The 357-nt window shown below is 48.5% G+C and carries 1 protein-coding gene; it reads right to left on the bottom strand.

The features are described 5' to 3' along the window. Window positions 1-357, bottom strand: a 357-nt coding sequence (locus P0108_RS07195) for a hypothetical protein (RefSeq protein ID WP_473730949.1), incomplete at both ends; no start/stop codon positions are given.

A 357-nucleotide genomic window follows, 5' to 3' on the forward strand; every position in this document is an offset into this window, starting at 1 on the left:
GGTGTTGGTTCTGGTTTCTTGGTTGGGTTGTTTCCGACTTTACCGTTTGCCGTGTTGGATGGTTGACCATTCTTCTTGGCTTGCGCGGTAATCGTACTACCATCCTTGATTTGGGTTGCAGGGATGGTGACTTTACCAGTCTTAGGATCAACAGTCACGCCGGTTGGAGTGTTACCGTCAATAGTCCAGTTACCATTCTTATCTTTCTTCACGGTAATTGTTACAGGAGTCGTTGTATCGCCTTCTGGAGTATACGTGATTTCGAGAGTATCAGCATCTGCTGGTGGGGTAACAGTTGCGGAACCTTGCTCAACACCATCTTGTGGTGTGAGTATAGTCGGCTCACCCGCAGGCGTT

Source organism: Gardnerella sp. c10Ua_244, assembly GCF_055818055.1.